The sequence below is a fragment of the Streptomyces sp. NPDC043870 genome (assembly GCF_056435785.1).
In genome coordinates this window covers 25,637-41,516 of the sequence record NZ_JBWKDT010000040.1, presented here as the reverse complement: position 1 = coordinate 41,516, position 15,880 = coordinate 25,637, and the positions used below count along the sequence as shown (strand labels likewise).

The window sequence follows — 15,880 nt, the reverse complement described above, 5'->3', positions numbered from 1 at the left end:
CCGCCGTGTCGGCATCACACCCCGCCCTTCGTCGATTTCAGTGTATGCGCAATAGGTGTGATCATCGCCAAAATTCAGGAACCGCCAGGTAATAGGACGAAGGGGTACAAGTCATGTCCAACGTCAGCGCCCCACGCGGGAGGACATGCTCCCGGACGCCTCGCCCCCGTACGCCTCGTGCCCGCACCCTGCGCTCGGTCGCGCTTCTCACCAGCGGCGTCCTCACCCTGCCCGCGCTGGCCGGCTGCAGCACGGAGGAGACCGGTTCCGAGGCCGCGGCGGCCCCGATGGACATCGCCCCGGCCGCGCGCGAGCAGGTCGAGCAGGGCGGCACCCTGCGCTGGGCCGTCGATGCCGTGCCCGCGACGCTCAACGCCTTCCAGGCCGACGCCGACCCCACCACGTCGCGGATCGCGGGCGCCGTGCTCCCCTCCCTCTTCACCCTCGACGAGCGCGGCCGTCCGCAGCGCAACCCCGACTATCTGGAATCGGCCAAGATCGCCGAGCGCGAGCCGAGGCAGGTCGTCCTCTACAAGCTCAGCCAGAAGGCCGTCTGGAGCGACGGCCGGGAGATCGGGGCGGCCGACTTCGTCGCCCAGTGGCGCGCGCTGAGCGGCAAGGACTCCGCGTACTGGACCGCGCGCAACGCCGGATACGACCGGATCGAGAAGATCGAACGGGGCGCGAACGACCTGGAGGTCCGGGTCACCTTCGCCAAGCCGTACGCCGACTGGCAGTCGCTCTTCACCCCGCTCTATCCGAAGGAGGCGATGGGGACGCCGGCCTCGTTCAACGACGGCATCCGGTCGAAGCTGGCGCTGACGGCCGGCCCCTTCACCGTGCAGAAGGTCGACCGCAAGGCCGGCACCACCACGCTCGTACGCAATCCGCGCTGGTGGGGGGCGCCCGCCAAGCTCGACTCGCTGGTCCTCCGTGCCGTGCCGCGTGACCGCCGCGCCGCCGCGCTGGCCACGGGCACCGTGGATCTGGCCGAGATCGACCGGAGCGTCGCGGACCGCATCGCCCTGGCGGTACGGAGCGGGGGCGAGGGGCCGGGCGGCGGCGGGCCGGGCCCCGGCGCCGCGCCGTCGGCCGCGCCCTCCGCCTTGCCGTCTGCCTTGCCCTCCGGCGTCCCCTCCGCCCTGCCGTCGGCCGCGCCCTCCGCCTTGCCGTCTGCCTTGCCGTCCGGTGTCCCCTCCGCCTTGCCGTCCGCCCTCCCGCCCGCCTTGCCGTCTGCCTTGCCGTCCGGTGTCCCCTCCGCCTCGCCCTCCGTCCTCCCGTCCGCCCCACCGAAGCCCCAGTCGCCGGCGCAAGCCTCCGACGACCAGAAGGGGAAGGCCGCCCGGATCGCCCGGGAGCTGCTCGCCCGCGAGAAGGTCGCCCGGGAGAGGCTCGCCTTCGACAAGAACAAGGCCGTCATCGCGCAGTACGCCGCCGAGCAGACCGCGCTGCGCGGTTTCGTGGTCCGCAAGAGTCTGGAGCCCGCTTACACCCAGCTCGCGCTGAACGGCGAGTCGGGGCCGCTCGCGGACGAGCGGGTACGGCGCGCCGTGGCCCGTGCGCTGGACCGCAAGGCGCTCGCGGAGGCCGTGCTGAAGCCGCTGGGCCTGCCCGCCCGGCCGGTCGGCAGCCATCTCGCGCTAGCGGGGCAGTCGGCTTACGCCGACAGCAGCGGTGCACTCGGTGACCAGGACACCGAGGAGGCCCAAGCCCTGCTGGCCGACGCGGGCTGGACCCGGGAGGGCGCCCGCACCACGGAGCCCGACACCAAGGCGGGCCCCGAGAAGAGCCCGGCGATGAGCAGCCCGGCGGTGAACGGCCCGGCGGTGAGCAGCCCCAGCCCGGCGGTGAGCAGCCCGGCGGTGAACAGTCCCGCCGCCAAGGCCCCTGCCGCCCGCGCCGCGGCGGACCACGCCTCCGACGAGGGCCTCTACGTCGTCGGTGACAACAAGCCGGGCCGCAGCGGCACCGCCCCGGAGGAGGGCTGGAACGTCCTCGCGCCCGGCCGGTACGCCGCCCTCCAGAGCGTGGCCCTGCGCCGCCAGGCCGACGCCCTCGACGACTCCTCCGGCGGTGACCGGGACAAGGCCATGCCGAAGGCTCAGGACAGGCAGGGCCCCGTCGCGGGCGCCTACGCCCCCCTGGGGACCAGGGCCCCGGCGGAGCGGAGCCCGGTCGCGGGCCCGCTCGGCAAGGACGGCAAGCAGCTCGTCCTGCGCTTCGTCCTCCCCTCGGGGCCGGACTCCGAGGCGCTGCGCACCGTCGGCGACCGGATCGCCCGGATGCTGGACAGGATCGGCATCCGTACGGAGATCACCAAGGTCGCCGACGACAGCTATTTCAAGGACCACATCGCCTCCGGCGAATACGACCTCGCCCTGTACTCCTGGCCCGCCTCCGCCTACCCGGCGACCGATGCCCGTCCGATCTTCGCCAAGCCGGAGCCGGCCGCCGACGGCTCGCTGCTGGTGGAGCAGAACTACACCCGGGTCGGCACGGACCACATCGACCAGCTCTTCGACCGGGCCGTCGCCGAGCTGGACGAGGGGCAGGCCCTGGAGCTGATGAAGCAGGCCGACGCCCGGATCTGGGCCGCCGCCGGCTCCATTCCGCTCTACCAGCGGCCCCAGCTGGTGGCGGTCAAGCGTGATCTCGTGAACGCGGGCGCCTTCGGATTCGCCGCACCGCGGTACCAGGACATCGGCTTCAAGAAGGCCGGGACCTCGGAGAACGGCAAGAACGACCAGAACAGCCAGAACGGCAGGAACGAACAGAACAGCCAGGCGGATCTGATCGATTAGTGCGGCAGCAAACCCTAAGAATTGGGACATATCCCACATAAAGTCGGCCGGACTCCTCGGCACTGCTCACGGACCTCAGAAGCAGCTCAAGTCCCTTGCCCGCCGGGGCCACCGGCGGGCAGGGTCGTCCCATGGCCTCGGATCGGGCGGGGAAGTCCATCACGCGACGGCCCCGTACCATAGGACACAGCCGTGGCGCGTCCGCCCGGCGGGCGTACGAGCAAACAGACGCCGCATCCCACGATCCGAGAGAAGCAGCTAGCCAGCATGCCCACGCGCCACGACATCCGTAACGTCGCCATCGTCGCCCACGTCGACCACGGCAAGACCACCATCGTCGACGCCATGCTCAAGCAGGCGGGTGCCTTCGCCGCTCACCAGCTCGACTCCGTCGACGACCGCGTCATGGACTCGAACGACCTGGAGCGTGAGAAGGGCATCACGATCCTCGCCAAGAACACGGCGGTGAAGTACCACCCCAAGGACGGCGGGGCCCCGATCACGATCAACATCATCGACACCCCCGGCCACGCCGACTTCGGCGGTGAGGTCGAGCGCGGTCTGTCGATGGTCGACGGTGTCGTGCTTCTGGTGGACGCCTCCGAGGGTCCGCTTCCGCAGACCCGCTTCGTGCTCCGCAAGGCCCTCCAGCGGCGGATGCCCGTCATCCTCTGCATCAACAAGACGGACCGTCCGGACTCCCGGATCGACGAGGTCGTGAACGAGACCTACGACCTCTTCCTCGACCTGGACGCCGACGAGGACCAGATCGAGTTCCCGATCGTCTACGCCTGCGGCCGTGACGGCGTCGCCTCGCTGACCAAGCCGGAGGACGGCACCGTACCCGCCGACAGCGAGAACCTGGAGCCCTTCTTCTCCACGATCCTGGAGCACATCCCGGCACCGGTCTACGACGACGAGGCCCCCCTCCAGGCCCACGTCACCAACCTGGACGCCGACAACTTCCTCGGCCGTATCGCGCTGCTCCGCGTCGAGCAGGGCGAGCTGCGCAAGGGCCAGACCGTCGCCTGGATCAAGCGGGACGGCTCGATCGCCAACGTCCGCATCTCCGAGCTGATGATGACCGAGGCGCTCACCCGCAAGCCGGCCGAGATGGCGGGCCCCGGTGACATCTGCGCCGTCGCCGGTATCCCCGACATCATGATCGGCGAGACGCTGGCCGACCCGGAGAACCCGGTCGCGCTGCCGCTGATCACGGTCGACGAGCCGGCCATCTCCATGACCATCGGTACGAACACCTCGCCGCTGGTCGGCCGCGGCGGCACCGGCAAGGGCGCCGACAACAAGGCGGCCGTCAAGGACCGCAAGGTCACCGCCCGCCAGGTCAAGGACCGCCTCGACCGCGAGCTGATCGGTAACGTCTCGCTGCGCGTCCTGGACACCGAGCGCCCGGACGCCTGGGAGGTGCAGGGCCGCGGCGAGCTGGCCCTGGCCATCCTGGTCGAGCAGATGCGCCGTGAGGGCTTCGAGCTGACCATCGGCAAGCCGCAGGTCGTCACCAAGGAGGTCGACGGCAAGGTCCACGAGCCGGTCGAGCGCATGACGATCGACGTGCCCGAGGAGCACATGGGCGCGGTCACGCAGCTCATGGGTGTCCGCAAGGGCCGGATGGACAACATGTCGAACCACGGCTCCGGCTGGGTCCGCATGGAGTTCGTCGTCCCGTCCCGTGGCCTCATCGGCTTCCGCACGGAGTTCCTGACCAACACCCGTGGTACGGGCATCGCCCACTCCATCCACGAGGGCCACGAGCCCTGGTTCGGCACCCTGACGACCCGTAACAACGGCTCGCTGGTCGCCGACCGCTCCGGCGCGGTCACGGGCTTCGCGATGACGAACCTGCAGGAGCGCGGCGTCCTCTTCGTGGAGCCGGGCACCGAGGTCTACGAGGGCATGATCGTCGGCGAGAACTCCCGCTCCGACGACATGGACGTGAACATCACCAAGGAGAAGAAGCTCACCAACATGCGCTCCTCCACGGCCGATGTCGCGGAGTCCATCGTTCCGCCGCGCAAGCTCTCGCTGGAGCAGTCGCTGGAGTTCTGCCGCGACGACGAGTGCGTCGAGGTCACGCCCGAGGCGGTCCGTATCCGCAAGGTGAACCTGGACGCCCGCGAGCGCGCCCGCGCCGCGTCCCGCGCAAAGCACGGCTGAGCCGAGTACGGCTGAAAATCGACCACGGCTGAACCCCCTGGCCCAGCGAACGGCCCGGACAGTCCCGCTCCGCGGGAGTGTCCGGGCCGTTCGCGTGGTGCCGTGGCGCTGTTTGCGTAGTGCGGTGGCCTGGAAGAAGACTGCGGTGACGGCTCCCTCGCGACCCTCGCGGCGACTTGTCCGTCAACAGGATTTCCTACCCCGAAGGTTCGACTATCGGACGTAGCGCACCGGAAACCTGTATTAACAGTCCGTTTCGGGGGTGTCTGTCTGCGATCCCTTTGTCCGAATTTTGGGCCTCTGGGGTGGGGTGATGTTGCCAAAACGAGATGCTTTAAGTGTGGTTTACGGCCCGAACTTACCTAATAGTTGGCTTCACTGAGCTCGGGTCAACGGGTCACGCGCTGTGGGGAGCGCCGACTCACGAGCACACGGGACACGGATCTTCGCCGTCAGGGGTGTCGGCGTTGTCATGTGTCCAGCCTTGCAGTGAATACGTGGACTCATGAGGAGGAACCCATGCGCGGTGCCACGAGCGCCAGTGGGGTCGGGTCGTCACAGATGGCTCGTGCGGCCATTTTTCAGCGCACATCATCCGGTCTGGTCGCCGGCAGCGGCCGGCACTTCTGAGACCCGGTCAACCGCTCGGCTCGCGTTCCTTGGGGGGAATCCTCCCCAACTGACGTTCCTTCCAGTCGTACCGCCTTCGGGGTCATCCCGTCAGGCGTGCGGTTGCGCTGCCGTACCCGTCTCGGGGTGACGGCCGGCACCGGGGGATCGTCGAGCAGCCATGGCGGAACGGGCGTAGACCGTCCGGGCCGTTGTAGCGTGCAAGGATCGCGGGTCACACGACACCCGTGAATGGACACCATCATGACCAGTCCAATTGAGATCGAGGGCGAGAAGGCCTCTGTCGCCTTGGACAAAGAGACCGAGACCCAGAACGACGGCGCGGAAGCCAAGTCGCTCACCGGACGCTCGCCCAGTCAGCTGATGTGGGCGCGCTTCAAGCGTGATCGCACAGGCGTGATCTCCGCCTGTGTGGTGCTCGTCTACTTTCTCGTCGCCGCACTGGCTCCGGTCATCTCGGCGGTGTACGGGAAGAATCCCTACACGCTGTACGCGCAGGAGCCGGACTACCCCTTCCTGCTGGACGACTTCGCGATGCCCACCGGTTCCTTCGGTGGCATCTCGGGGGAGTTCTGGTTCGGGGTCGAGCCCAACCTGGGCCGCGACGTGTTCACCATGCTGATCTACGGCATCAGAACCTCGCTGTTCATGGCGCTGGTCCTGACGGTCCTCAGCCTGGGGACCGGCGTGGTCATCGGCATGGTGGGCGGCTACTTCGGCGGGAAGGTCGACTACTGGCTGGGCCGGGTGACCGACTTCTTCCTGGCGTTCCCGAACCAGCTGTTCTTCATCGCCTTCATGCCGATCGTGACCGCGCTGTTCGTCTCCCCGACGGACGAGACCCCGACGTACCTGCGGGCCGTCGCGATCATCCTGGTGTCGTGGTTCCTCGGCTGGATGGGTATGGCCCGTCTGGTGCGCAGCTCTGTACTGTCCCTGCGGGAACGCGAGTTCGTCGAGGCGGCGAAGGTCTCGGGTGCCTCGCGCTGGCGAATCGTCCGCAAGGAGGTTCTGCCGAACATCGTGACGCCGATCCTGGTGCAGGGCACCTACATGCTGCCCAGCGCCATCCTGAACATCGCCTTCCTCTCCTTCGTGGGTGTCGGCTTCGTCGAGCCCACCCCGGACTGGGGCCGCATGTTCGCCATCGGCGCCAACATCTACGAGCAGGACCCGGCGTTCATGTTCTTCCCGGGTGTCGCTCTTGTCGTCTTCGTCCTGGCCTTCAACCTCCTGGGTGACTCGGTCCGCGACGCATTCGACCCCAAGACCGGACGGTGACGTCCATGGGCGAGGGCAGCTGCCGCCCTCGCACCGGGCAACCGGACGGTCAGGCAGCTCTTCTGGATAACAACCGACAGGTAGGTGCAACGAGCATCATGAAGCTCATTCGATCGCGCTCCGCACGCGCCATAGTCGTCGCCGCGGCGGCCGGCTCCCTGGCGCTCACCGGCTGCTCCAACGACAGCGGCAAGAGCGGCAAGGACGAGTCCAAGTCGCAGAAGGACGCCGCGGCGCAGTCCAAGCCGGTTGCCTACGGTGACGCTGCCGCCTCGAACGGTCCGGCCGTCGAGGTTCCGGGCGCCAAGCCCGGTGGCACCATCAACGTCTACATGCAGTCCGACCTGTCCCACATGGACCCGGGTCAGATCTACGTCAGCGACGCGGGCCAGTTCGCCAACCTGATCCACCGCGGTCTGACGAACTTCCAGGAGGACGACAAGGGCAACCTGACCGTCGTCGGCGACGTCGCCACCGACTCCGGCAAGTCCACCAACGGTGGCAAGACCTGGACGTTCACCCTCAAGGACGGCATCAAGGACGAGGATGGCAACGCCATCACCTCCGCCGACGTCCGCCACACCATCGAGCGCATGTACTCGAAGGTGATCTTCGACGGTCCGACCTACGTCCAGAGCTGGCTCTCCGGCGACGACTACCGCAAGGCGCTGCCGGACGGTCCGTACAAGGGCAAGCACCTTCCGGACAGCGTCCTCGCGACCCCGGACGCCAAGACGGTCGTCTTCAACTTCAAGACGCCGCAGCCCGACCTGCCGCAGGCCCTGGCCATGGCCGGTTACTCCATCGTTCCGCAGAAGGCGGACACGCAGGCGAAGTACGACAAGGCCCCGAAGTCCCTCGGCCCGTACAAGATCTCCGACTACAAGGCCGGCAAGTCCCTCACCATGGTGAAGAACACCAACTGGGACCCGAAGACGGACGCCGTGCGCCACCAGTACGTCGACGGCTACAACTTCCTCACCACGATCGACCAGGTCAGCCAGACCAAGCGTCTGATCGCCGACCAGGGCGAGGCCAAGAACGCGATCCAGTTCACGGACTCGGTCGACCCGTCCCAGATCCAGTCCGTGATCAACAACAAGGCCGTCAACAAGCGCACGGTCAAGGGCTACCAGCCCTACGTCTGGCAGCTCTCCTTCAACCTGGACCGGATGAAGGACAAGAAGATCCGCGACGCGATCACGTACGCGATCCCGAACCAGTCGATGATCCAGGCCGACGGTGGCAAGTACGGCGGTGAGCTCGCCGGTGGTCTGCTCGCCCCGACCCTGCCGGGCTTCGACCCGAAGTACGACCCGTTCGGCAAGCTGAAGAAGCCCAACGGTGACCCGGAGAAGGCCAAGGCGCTGCTGAAGGAGGCGGGCCTCAAGCAGGGCACCAAGCTGAGCTACGCCTACTCCAACACCCCGCGTGGCCAGAAGCAGATGGTCATCATCAAGGACGCGCTGAACAAGATCGGCTTCGACGTCCAGGCCAAGGAGATCGACCGGAAGAGCTTCTACGAGCAGATCGGTAAGCTCGACAACCCGTTCGACATCTACATGACCGGCTGGGGCCAGGACTGGCCGTCGCCGTCCACGGTCATCACCCCGGTCTACGACGGTGACCTGGTCGCCGACGGTGCGTCGAACTACTCGCACATCAAGGACCCCGAGGTCACCCAGGGCATCAACGAGGCGGTCACGCTGGAGCCCCAGGCCGCGGCCAAGAAGTGGGAGTCGATCCACCACCGCATCGTCGAGGGTGTCAACCCGGCTGCCCCGGTCTACTACTCGAAGCAGATCCAGCTGTCCGGCTCGAACGTCGGTGGCGTCAAGTACAGCACCGAGTCGAGCTACATCGACATCAACGACCTGTACCTGATCAAGCCGTAACACCACATCACGGCTGATCCGTGGGGGTGCGCGCCAGGCGGAGCGCACCCCCGCGGACCCCACCCCTCACAACTCCCGCCGACTCCGAAGAGAGCAGCCTCCCGCGATGCTTCAGTTCCTCATCCGCAGGTTGACCGGCGCCGTCGTCATCATGTTCCTGATCGGCGCGTTCACGTTCTTCCTGTTCTACACAATCCCCCAGGACTTCGCCCAACTCTCCTGCGGCAAGAACTGCACGCCGCAGAACATCGCGGTGATTCGCGAGAATCTCGGCCTGGACAAGCCCATCACCGCACAGTTCTGGGACTTCATGTCCGGCATCGTGGTCGGCCGTGACTTCAACGCCGGACACTGTGCGGCACCGTGCCTGGGCGTCTCCTTCGAGTCCGGCGACATGGTCTGGGACTCCATCCTCGACCGCTTCCCGCTGACGCTGTCGCTGACCGTCGGCGGCCTCATCATCTTCCTGGTCTTCGGTCTCGGCACGGGTCTGCTCGCCGCATGGAAGCGCGGCACCGTGGTCGACAAGATCGTCAGTGGCGCCTCGATGGTGCTCAGCTCGTTCCAGATCTACTTCCTCGGCCCGATCGTGCTCGGTCTCTTCGTCTACAGCACGGGCTGGATGGAGAACCCCAAGTACGTCCCGTTCACGGACGATCCGGTCGGCTGGGTCATCGGTCTGCTGATCCCCTGGGCCGTCATGGCGACGATCTTCACCGCCCAGTACACGCGTATGGCGCGCTCGACCATGATCGAGCAGCTGCAGGAGGAGCATGTCCGCACCGCGCGGGCGAAGGGCATGCGCCAGCGGTACGTCTTCTTCCGCTACGCCTGGCGCGGCTCGCTCATCCCCATCGTCACCATCATCGGCATGGACCTCAGCGGACTTCTCGCGGGCGCCGTGGTCACCGAGTTCACCTTCGACCTGGCGGGCATCGGCCGCCTGGCGGTGGAGTCCTCGCTGAACAAGGACCTGCCGCTGACGATGGGCGTGATGCTGTTCGGAGCCTTCTTCATCCTGATCCTGAACATCATCGTGGACCTCGCCTACGCCTACATCGACCCGCGCGTGCGCCTCGCCTAGGAGAACGACCGTGACCACACTGACCAAGACCGAAGACACACCGGCCCCGACCGGGCCGGAGGCCTTCCTCTCGGTCCGCGACCTGCGGGTGCGCTTCTCCACCGAGGACGGCATCGTCAAGGCGGTCGACGGGCTCTCCTTCGATGTCGAGCGCGGCAAGACGCTGGGCATCGTGGGCGAGTCGGGCTCCGGCAAGTCCGTGACCAACCTGACCGTTCTCGGTCTGCACAACCGCAAGACCACCGCGATCGACGGCGAGATCATCCTGGACGGCCAGGAGCTGACCGGCGCGCCGGAGAAGGAGCTGGAGAAGCTCCGCGGCAACAAGGTCGCGATGATCTTCCAGGACCCGCTGACGGCGCTCTCGCCGTACTACACGGTGGGCCGGCAGCTCTCCGAGCCGTACATGAAGCACATGGGCGCCTCCAAGAAGGAGGCGAAGGCCCGGGCCATCGAGATGCTGGACAAGGTCGGCATCCCGCAGCCCGCGATGCGCTTCAACGACTACCCGCACCAGTTCTCCGGCGGTATGCGCCAGCGCGCGATGATCGCCATGGCGCTGATGTGCGACCCCGACCTGCTGATCGCCGACGAGCCGACCACCGCGCTCGACGTGACCGTGCAGGCGCAGATCCTCGACCTGCTCAAGGACCTCCAGCAGGAGTTCGGGTCGGCGATCATCTTCATCACGCACGACCTCGGCGTCATCGCCAACATGGCTGACGATCTGCTCGTCATGTACGCGGGACGGGCGGTGGAGCGCGGCAGCGTCCGCGAGGTGCTCCGGTCGCCCCAGCACCCCTACACCTGGGGTCTGCTGAGCTCGATGCCCCGTCTCGGCGGCGACACGAGCGAGGCGCTCACGCCGATCCCCGGCTCGCCGCCCAGCCTGCTGAACCCGCCGTCCGGCTGCCCGTTCCACCCGCGCTGCGCCTTCGTCGACGAGGTCAGCGGTTCGCGGTGCTCCGGTGAGCGGCCGCCGCTCGGCGCCGGGCGCGCTGCCGCGTGCCACCTCACGGGGGACCAGAAGCAGACCATCTTCATCGACCAGATCAAGCCCCGGCTGGGCTAGGGAGACGCAGAGACATGAGCAAGAACGTCACTCTGCCTGAGCAGCAGGGTTCAACGGACGGGGCGGGGCGCAAGCCGCTGCTCACCGTCGAGGGCCTGACGAAACACTTCCCGATCTACGGCGGCTTCCCGTTCAAGCGCCAGGTCGGTGCGGTCAGGGCGGTCGACGGGGTCGACCTCACCGTGTACGAGGGCGAGAGCCTCGGCGTCGTCGGCGAGTCCGGCTGTGGCAAGTCCACGACCGGCCGGCTGGTCACGCGGCTGCTGGAGCCGACCGGCGGAAAGATCACCTACGCCGGTCAGGACATCACCCACGCGGGACGCAAGCAGCTGGCGCCGATCCGGTCCGAGATCCAGATGATCTTCCAGGACCCGTACTCGTCGCTGAACCCGCGGCAGACCGTCGGCACCATCATCAAGAGCCCGATGGAGGTCAACGGCATCAACCCGCCCGGCGGCCGTGAGAAGCGGGTGCGGGAGCTGCTCGAGACCGTGGGTCTCAACCCCGAGCACTACAACCGCTTCCCGCACGAGTTCTCCGGCGGTCAGCGTCAGCGCATCGGTGTGGCGCGGGCCCTCGCGCTCGAGCCGAAGCTGATCGTCGCCGACGAGCCGGTCTCCGCGCTGGACGTGTCGATCCAGGCCCAGGTCGTCAACCTGCTCCAGAAGGTGCAGGACGAGCTGGGTATCGCCTTCATGTTCATCGCCCACGACCTCGCGGTCGTGCGGCACTTCTCGCAGCGTGTGGCCGTGATGTACCTGGGCAAGGTGGTGGAGGTCGCCGACCGCGACTCGCTCTACAACCGGCCCCGTCACCCGTACACCCACGCCCTGCTCTCGGCCGTGCCGGAGCCGGACGCCGACGCGGGGCAGAAGGAGCGGATCCGTCTCTCCGGCGACGTCCCCTCCCCGATCATGCCGCCGTCCGGCTGCCGCTTCCGCACCCGCTGCTGGAAGGCGCAGGACAAGTGCGCGACCGAAGAGCCGCCGCTGGTGCAGATCTCCGGAAACCGTGAGGGCCACCTGACGGCCTGCCACTTCCCGGAGGACCCGACGACCGAGCGTGCCGAGGACGTCGTCCTGGACCCGGCGCTCGCAGCGCTCGAAGGGGAGCACGGCTCCGACGACTGACGCCCGAGCGTGAGGAACGCCCCGGCCGCCGTTCTGGCGACCGGGGCGTTTTCCGTGCCGGTCGTAGTTTCCCGAGGCGGGTCCCCGGTCCGGTCGTACGGTCCGAGGCGGATCCCGCGGTGCGGCCGACCTGCCCGCGAGCGTCGCCCGCCGTCCGGTCGTGTGTTGCAAATGTATGTTATGCCTCTTATGTGGTGGTATTGGGGCCAAGCGAAACGGGACCCCGGGAGGCACTCCATGCGCGCAGCCACTCACGCCAAGTGGGCCGCATGCGCGGCCGCCGTCGCCCTCGCGGCAACGGCCTGCGGCGGCGGGGGCGGTGCGGCAGGCGGTGCCGACGGCATCGTGAGCTCCTCCTGGGGGGACCCGCAGAATCCGCTGGAGCCGGCGAACACCAATGAGGTCCAGGGCGGCAAGGTCCTCGACATGATCTTCCGCGGTCTCAAGCACTACGACCCGAAGACCGGCGAGGCCGAGAACATGCTCGCCGAGAGGATCGACACCACCGACTCCACCAACTTCACCGTCACGGTCAAGGGCGGCTGGACCTTCTCCAACGGCGAGCCGGTCACCGCGAAGTCGTTCGTCGACGCGTGGAACTACGGCGCCCATCTCAAGAACAACCAGCGCAACGCCTACTTCTTCGGCTACATCGAGGGGTACGACCAGGTCCACCCGGAGTCCGGCCGGCCCACCGCCGAGACCATGTCCGGCCTCAAGGTCACGGGTGACCGCACGTTCACGGTCAAGCTCACCCAGAAGTTCTCCACCTGGCCGGAGACCCTCGGCTACACCGCTTTCGCCCCCCTGCCCAAGGCGTTCTTCACCGACCACGCCGCCTGGCTGGCCAAGCCCGTCGGCAACGGCCCGTACGCCGTCGACTCGTACGTCAGAGGCGCCCAGATGTCCCTGCGCCGCTGGGACCAGTACCCCGGCCAGGACAAGGCCAGGAACGGCGGCATCGACCTCAAGGTCTACACCGACAACAACACGGCCTACACCGACCTGATGTCCGGAAACCTCGACCTCGTCGACGACGTCCCGGCCGCCCAGCTCAAGAACGTCAAGGCCGACCTCGGCAACCGCTACATCAACACCCCGGCCGGCAGCATCCAGGCCATCGACTTCCCCTTCTACGACCCGGACTGGAACAAGCCGGGCCAGGAGAAGCTCCGCAAGGGCCTGTCCATGGCGATCAACCGGCAGCAGATCACCGACACGATCTTCCAGATGACCCGTACCCCCGCCAAGGACTGGACGTCCCCGGTCCTCGGTGAGGACGGCGGCTACGACCCCTCGCTCTGCGGCGACGCCTGTTCGTACAACGCCGCCGAGGCCAGGAAGCTGATCGCGGAGGGCGGCGGCATCCCCGGCGGCGGGCTGAAGATCACGTACAACGCCGACAGCTCCCACAAGGTCTGGGTCGACGCCGTCTGCAATTCCATCAACAATGTGCTCGGCAACGACCGGGCCTGCGTCGGAAACCCCGTCGGCACCTTCGCCGACTACCGCAACCAGGTCACCCAGTCCAAGCTCACCGGCCCGTTCCGGGCCGGCTGGCAGATGGACTACCCGCTCATCCAGAACTTCCTCCAGCCCCTCTACTACACCAACGCCTCCTCCAACGACGGCAAGTGGAGCAACCCCGAGTTCGACCGGCTCGTCGACGAGGCCAACGCCCAGAGCGACACGGCCAAGGCGGTTGACACGTTCAAGCAGGCCGAGAGGGTTCTGCGGGACCAGATGGCCTCGATCCCGCTCTGGTACCAGAACGGCAGCGCCGGCTATTCGGAGCGGCTCTCCAACGTCTCGCTGAACCAGTTCAGCGTGCCCGTCTACGAAGAGATCACGGTCAGCTGACGCCCCGGACCCAGTCCCCGCCCCCAGGGAGCCCTTCATGGGACGCTATGTGATCCGGCGTCTGCTGCAGATGATCCCGGTCTTCATCGGCGCCACGCTGCTGATCTTCCTGATGGTGAACGTGATGGGCGACCCCATCGCGGGACTCTGCGGCGACCGGGCGTGCGACCCCGCGACCGCCGCCCAGCTGCGCAAGGAGTTCGGCCTCGACAAGCCGGTCTGGCAGCAATACCTGACGTACATGGGCAACGTCTTCACCGGCGACTTCGGTACGGCCTTCAACGGGCAGCCGGTCACCGAGCTGATGGCCACGGCCTTCCCGGTCACCATCCGGCTGACCATCGTCGCGATCGTCTTCGAGATCGTCATCGGCATCAGCCTCGGCGTGCTCACGGGCCTGCGCCGCGGCCGCCCCGTCGACAGCGGCGTACTGATCGTCACGCTGGTGGTCATCGCCGTCCCCACCTTCGTGACCGGCCTGCTCCTGCAGCTTCTGCTCGGCGTGCAGTGGGGCTGGATCAGACCGTCCGTGTCCGCCGAGGCGCCGCTCGGCGAACTGATCGTGCCGGGACTCGTCCTCGCGTCCGTCTCGCTCGCCTACGTCACCCGGCTGACCAGGACGTCCATCGTCGAGAACCGGCGCGCCGACTACGTCCGCACGGCGATCGCCAAGGGACTGCCATGGCGTCGCGTCGTCACCCGCCATCTGCTGCGCAACTCGCTGATCCCGGTGGTCACCTTCATCGGCGCCGACATCGGCGCGCTGATGGGCGGCGCCATCGTCACCGAGCGGATCTTCAACATCCATGGCGTCGGCTACCAGCTCTACCAGGGCATCCTCCGCCAGAACACCCAGACCGTCGTGGGCTTCGTGACCGTCCTGGTGCTGGTGTTTCTCCTGGTGAACCTGATCGTCGATCTCCTCTACGCCGTACTCGACCCGAGGATCCGCTATGCCTGAGCCGCGATACGACGACCGGCGAGCCGGGGCAGCGATCGCCCCGACCGGCGCGGGCGGCGCGATGGACCTCGCGACGAGCGAGGGCGAGACCCTGGAGAAGGTGCCGGGTGGGCCGCTCGGCACCGGACCGGCGGGCAAACCGCGCAGCCTCTGGTCCGACGCCTGGCGCGATCTGCGCCGCAACCCCGTCTTCATCGTCTCCGGACTGTTCATCCTCTTCCTGGTGATCATCTCGATCTGGCCTTCGCTGATCGCCCCCGGGAATCCGCTCAACTGCGACCTCGCCAAGGCCCAGGAGGGCTCCCAGCCCGGCCACCCCTTCGGCTTCGACGGCCAGGGCTGCGACGTCTACACCCGGACCGTCCACGGCGCCCGCACCTCGGTGACCGTCGGTGTCTGCGCGACCCTCGGAGTGGCGCTGCTCGGCTCCCTCCTGGGCGCGCTCGCCGGATTCTTCGGCGGAGCATCCGACTCCCTGCTGTCCCGCCTCACCGACGTCTTCTTCGCCATCCCGGTCGTCCTCGGCGGTCTGGTGCTGCTGTCCGTCGTCACCAGCAACACCGTCTGGCCGGTGATCGGATTCATGGTGCTGCTCGGCTGGCCGCAGGTCTCCCGGATCGCCCGCGGCTCGGTGATCACCGCCAAGCAGAACGACTACGTCCAGGCAGCGCGGGCCCTCGGTGCGTCGAACTCACGGCTGCTGCTGCGGCACATCGCGCCCAACGCCGTGGCACCGGTCATTGTCGTCGCGACCATCGCCCTCGGCACGTACGTCGCACTGGAGGCGACCCTCTCCTACCTCGGTGTCGGGCTGCGGCCGCCCGCCGTGTCCTGGGGCATCGACATCTCGGCAGCCTCCCCGTACATCCGCAACGCCCCGCACATGCTGCTCTGGCCGGCCGGTGCGCTCGCCGTCACCGTGCTCGCCTTCATCATGCTCGGCGACGCGGTGCGCGACGCCCTCGACCCGAAGCTGCGCTGAGGAGCCGCG

Annotated in this window: 10 protein-coding genes; all 10 read left to right on the top strand. The window is 67.7% G+C overall.

The genetic code is table 11. The features are described from left to right. Window positions 1-113: 113 nt before the first annotated feature. Window positions 114-2,801, top strand: a complete 2,688-nt coding sequence (locus tag AC0699_RS32560; RefSeq protein WP_478667689.1) for an ABC transporter family substrate-binding protein — start codon at window positions 114-116, stop codon at window positions 2,799-2,801. Between the two features lie 267 nt (window positions 2,802-3,068). Then, a complete protein-coding gene (gene typA / locus AC0699_RS32555) occupies window positions 3,069-4,976 on the top strand; it encodes a translational GTPase TypA (RefSeq protein ID WP_478667687.1) in 1,908 nt (635 codons plus the stop codon). Window positions 4,977-5,849: 873 nt separating this feature from the next. Beyond that, complete coding sequence (locus AC0699_RS32550) at window positions 5,850-6,887, top strand: ABC transporter permease (protein WP_478667683.1); 1,038 nt, start codon at window positions 5,850-5,852, stop codon at window positions 6,885-6,887. Window positions 6,888-6,985: 98 nt separating this feature from the next. Continuing rightward, complete coding sequence (locus tag AC0699_RS32545; RefSeq protein ID WP_478667681.1) at window positions 6,986-8,782, top strand: ABC transporter substrate-binding protein; 1,797 nt, start codon at window positions 6,986-6,988, stop codon at window positions 8,780-8,782. Between the two features lie 106 nt (window positions 8,783-8,888). Then, window positions 8,889-9,866 (top strand): ABC transporter permease, encoded by a 978-nt coding sequence (locus tag AC0699_RS32540; RefSeq protein ID WP_478667678.1) that lies wholly within the window; start codon window positions 8,889-8,891, stop codon window positions 9,864-9,866. Between the two features lie 10 nt (window positions 9,867-9,876). Beyond that, window positions 9,877-10,938, top strand: a complete 1,062-nt coding sequence (locus tag AC0699_RS32535; RefSeq protein ID WP_478667675.1) for an ABC transporter ATP-binding protein — start codon at window positions 9,877-9,879, stop codon at window positions 10,936-10,938. Between the two features lie 14 nt (window positions 10,939-10,952). Beyond that, window positions 10,953-12,068 (top strand): ABC transporter ATP-binding protein, encoded by a 1,116-nt coding sequence (locus AC0699_RS32530; RefSeq protein ID WP_469769049.1) that lies wholly within the window; start codon window positions 10,953-10,955, stop codon window positions 12,066-12,068. 237 nt (window positions 12,069-12,305) lie between these two features. Beyond that, window positions 12,306-13,928, top strand: a complete 1,623-nt coding sequence (locus tag AC0699_RS32525) for a peptide ABC transporter substrate-binding protein (protein WP_478667670.1) — start codon at window positions 12,306-12,308, stop codon at window positions 13,926-13,928. 37 nt (window positions 13,929-13,965) lie between these two features. Next, window positions 13,966-14,889: an ABC transporter permease gene (locus AC0699_RS32520; RefSeq protein WP_478667667.1), complete on the top strand. Its 924-nt coding sequence runs from the start codon at window positions 13,966-13,968 to the stop codon at window positions 14,887-14,889. Continuing rightward, a complete protein-coding gene (locus AC0699_RS32515) occupies window positions 14,882-15,871 on the top strand; it encodes an ABC transporter permease (protein ID WP_478667664.1) in 990 nt (329 codons plus the stop codon). The genes AC0699_RS32520 and AC0699_RS32515 overlap by 8 nt, the downstream gene beginning before the upstream one ends. Window positions 15,872-15,880: the final 9 nt, after the last annotated feature.

Bases quoted from the DNA above. Each gene is read 5' to 3' on its own strand.
- AC0699_RS32560 (WP_478667689.1), top strand. From the start codon at position 114: ATGTCCAACGTCAGCGCCCCACGCGGGAGGACATGCTCCCGGACGCCT.
- typA (WP_478667687.1), top strand. From the start codon at position 3,069: ATGCCCACGCGCCACGACATCCGTAACGTCGCCATCGTCGCCCACGTC.
- AC0699_RS32550 (WP_478667683.1), top strand. From the start codon at position 5,850: ATGACCAGTCCAATTGAGATCGAGGGCGAGAAGGCCTCTGTCGCCTTG.
- AC0699_RS32545 (WP_478667681.1), top strand. From the start codon at position 6,986: ATGAAGCTCATTCGATCGCGCTCCGCACGCGCCATAGTCGTCGCCGCG.
- AC0699_RS32540 (WP_478667678.1), top strand. From the start codon at position 8,889: ATGCTTCAGTTCCTCATCCGCAGGTTGACCGGCGCCGTCGTCATCATG.
- AC0699_RS32530 (WP_469769049.1), top strand. From the start codon at position 10,953: ATGAGCAAGAACGTCACTCTGCCTGAGCAGCAGGGTTCAACGGACGGG.
- AC0699_RS32525 (WP_478667670.1), top strand. From the start codon at position 12,306: ATGCGCGCAGCCACTCACGCCAAGTGGGCCGCATGCGCGGCCGCCGTC.
- AC0699_RS32520 (WP_478667667.1), top strand. From the start codon at position 13,966: ATGGGACGCTATGTGATCCGGCGTCTGCTGCAGATGATCCCGGTCTTC.
- AC0699_RS32515 (WP_478667664.1), top strand. From the start codon at position 14,882: ATGCCTGAGCCGCGATACGACGACCGGCGAGCCGGGGCAGCGATCGCC.